This window comes from Yoonia sp. (assembly GCF_046498525.1).
Taxonomy (GTDB): domain Bacteria; phylum Pseudomonadota; class Alphaproteobacteria; order Rhodobacterales; family Rhodobacteraceae; genus Yoonia.
Map to the genome: position 1 here is coordinate 1 of NZ_JAWOAN010000058.1, position 3213 is coordinate 3213.

The 3213-nt window shown below is 56.3% G+C and carries 3 protein-coding genes and 1 tRNA gene; all 4 read left to right on the plus strand.

Going from position 1 to position 3213, the window contains the following annotated elements; genetic code table 11:
• On the plus strand, positions 1–324 hold a 324-nt coding region (locus tag R6T97_RS03790; protein WP_410347970.1), incomplete at its 5' end, for an ATP-binding protein.
• A gap of 393 nt (positions 325–717) precedes the next feature.
• Positions 718–2436 carry a tetratricopeptide repeat protein gene (locus R6T97_RS03795; protein ID WP_410347971.1) on the plus strand — a complete coding sequence of 573 codons (1719 nt, stop codon included), beginning with the start codon at positions 718–720 and terminating at the stop codon, positions 2434–2436.
• Between the two features lie 93 nt (positions 2437–2529).
• A complete protein-coding gene (locus R6T97_RS03800) occupies positions 2530–2955 on the plus strand; it encodes a sulfatase/phosphatase domain-containing protein (RefSeq protein WP_410347972.1) in 426 nt (141 codons plus the stop codon).
• 131 nt (positions 2956–3086) lie between these two features.
• Positions 3087–3162, plus strand: a tRNA-Lys gene (locus R6T97_RS03805).
• Positions 3163–3213: the final 51 nt, after the last annotated feature.

The window sequence follows — 3213 nt, forward strand, 5'->3', positions numbered from 1 at the left end:
CTCATCGCAGAGCAGGCCGAGGGAAACACAGGGAAGATCATCAAGCAACTGACCGCTCTGGATTGCGTCATCATCGATGAACTTGGCTATATCCCGTTTCCGAAATCCGGCGGGTCGCTGCTGTTTCACTTGATCAGCAAGCTGTATGAAACCACCAGTGTCATCATCACCACCAACCTCGAGTTCGGTGAGTGGGTCTCAGTGTTTGGCGATGCCAAGATGACCACCGCGCTGCTTGATCGGGTCACTCACCATTGCAGCATCATCGAGACCGGCAACACATCTTACCGTTTCGCCCAAAGCAAATCTCGAACAAAATCCTAAACCTGAAAAAGCAAAGCCCACAGACGAGCCTGCTATATGGGGGCCGCTCGCCTGTGGGCTTTGCTCCCCCTGAGGTGGGTCATTTTTAAATGATCACGCTGGGTCAGTTTTGAATGCAGATTGACAGTCTGAACGGAAGTATTGGGAATATCGTGACGACAACAATTGGCGCGGTAAACGGCGGGATGATCAGCAATTAAGTTGTCGATGTCTTGATCGGTTGTTTGTCGAAGTGCGATAGCTGCCCGGTGAGGCTTGTCTTTGTTGCGGGGGCAATGCCGCCACTTGTGCGACACGATTTGAGACAACTTTCGCGTCATAAACCAGGAGAAGTTTCGGGTTTTGGAATAGACGCGGTATAGAATACCAATCAACCGAAATGAGACGTGCCAAATGATCCGCAATCTTCTTTTTACTGTAGGTTTGATCGCACTTGGTACAACTGCAGGGGCGCCTGTCGCGGCCCAATCTGCGTCAGGCGCATACCTTGCCGGACGTCAAGCTGCTATGGGCTACGATTTTGCCGAAGCCGCAAAGTATTACTCACAAGCTCTGGCGGGCGATTCACGAAGCCCAGAGTTTTTGGAAGGTGCGATCCTGGCCTACCTGTCATTGGGCGATGTCGCCAAGGCGGTGCCTTTGACCAAGTTCCTCGAGGCGAACAATCAACGCTCTCAGGTGGCCTATCTGGTCACGACAGCGGGTATGGCGCAGGCTGAAGATTATCAGGGACTGATCGCGCAGGTGGGCCACGAAGCTGGCATTGGCCCCTGGGTCGACGGGTTGATCAAGGCATGGGCCTACGTTGGCCGGGGCGACATGGTCACCGCCATCATTCAGTTTGATGAACTCAGCAATGTGGCGGGCATTAAGGTGTTGGTGATGTATCACAAAGCCCTTGCCCTTGCGTCCGTCGGCGATTTCGAGGGGGCTGAGACAATTTTAGCCTCTGGTATGGCCGGAACTGCCGCGCAGACGCGGCGCGGTGTGGTCATACGCGCAGAGATATTGGGGCAGTTGGGCCGCAAGGAGCAGGCGATCGCGTTGTTGACGGCCAGCTTTGGCGGCACCATTGACCCCGAAATCGAAACGCTGATCACCGCCCTTCAAAGCGACCAGCCCGTAACTTTCGCCCGGATCACCGATGCCAAGACAGGTATTGCCGAGGTGTTCTTTGACTTTGCTACCGCTTTACGCCAGGAATCCGCCGCAGATGATGACGTTTTGCACTATGCGCGCATTGCCCGTTTCCTGCGGCCCGATCACATTGATGCGCTGTTGCTGACCGCAGACCTGCTGAAAAGCCTTGGGCAATATGATCTGGCGATCCAGGAACTGCAGGATGTCCCCGCCAACAACCCCGTCTATCATGCTGCCGAACTGGGCCGGGCCGCTGCGCTGCGCCAGGCCGATAGGCCGGAACAGGCCATCGAGGTATTGCAACAGCTGATCCGCAGCCACGGAGATATGCCGTCGGTGCATTTCGCGTTGGGCGATGTCTTGCGCGCGCAGGACGACCATGACGGTGCGATAAAATCCTATGACCTTGCGATCGAACTGACGCCTGACACGAAACCGCAGCGGTGGGTGTTGTTTTATGCGCGGGGTGTCGCTGAAGAACGCAGTGGTGATGGCGAAAGTGCCGAAAAGGATTTTCGCGCCGCTCTTGCGATCAACCCGGACCAGCCGCAGGTTTTGAACTATCTTGGCTATTCGCTCGTCGAACAGGGGCGCAATCTGGATGAAGCGTTGAACATGATTGAACGTGCTGTCGCTGCAAGCCCTGCGTCGGGGTATATGGTCGATTCACTGGGCTGGGTCCTGTACCGTCTGGGCCGCTACGACGAAGCGGTGGTGCAGATGGAGCGCGCAAGTGAATTGATGCCGGTAGACCCGGTTGTAAATGACCATCTGGGGGACGTGTATTGGGCCGTTGGCCGCGAACGCGAGGCTGAATTCCAATGGCGCCGCGCGTTGTCTTTCGTTGACGCCGAAGATACCAACAGCGAGGCCGACCCGGACCGGATGCGCCGCAAGCTTGAGGTGGGGCTGGATGCCGTGCTGGCCGAAGAAGGTGCAGATCCGCTGAAAAGGGTCACTGCCGAAAGATGAGACAAATGCGCTGCTTGCCGTGTGCATTTTTTTTGTCGATAGGGCCTGCAATCAGGACGAGACTGGGTCTCATGCTGCCGCTTCAGTCCTCGCATGGAGTGGGATCCGGCCGCGTCGAGGCCAACACGTCTCAATCGCCTTTCCAGTGCGCCAGGATTTCAAAAGGGCGTCAAAACCGACGCAATTGTCGAACTGGTCGATCTATATCCGACCCTGTGCGAACTGGCCGGGATAGAACAGCCGGAACATCTGGCCGGTAAAAGCATGGTTCCGATTCTGCGCGATCCCCGGGCACCGGGGAAGGGAGCGGCGTTCGCGACTTGGCAGAAGGGCGGCAGGTTTGTGGTTACCCGGGATTATACCTATACTGAATATCAGTCGGGCAAGCAGCGCATGCTCTACGATCACGCAAAGGACCCGGCAGAGAACGTCAACGTGGCCGAAAAACCGGAGTACGCTGAAACCGTTGACAAGCTCCACGCCTTGCTGCAGAAAGGATGCGCGGGGAAAGACCAATGAATCGCCGCTCTGCAAGACAAGGATCCTGTTTCACAGTTGACAATCGGGCCTTGAATGACTATTATGCGCGGCTCTGAATTTACAGGCATCGGAATGTGCGCCCCCAAATTTGCATTGAAGAGAAGAAATGTGGGCCGGTAGCTCAGTCGGTAGAGCATCTGACTTTTAATCAGAGGGTCCTGGGTTCGAGCCCCAGCCGGCCCACCACATCCCGCGTTGCCTCGCGATCATCGGACCGTAGCCGATAAGCTTGGAGCG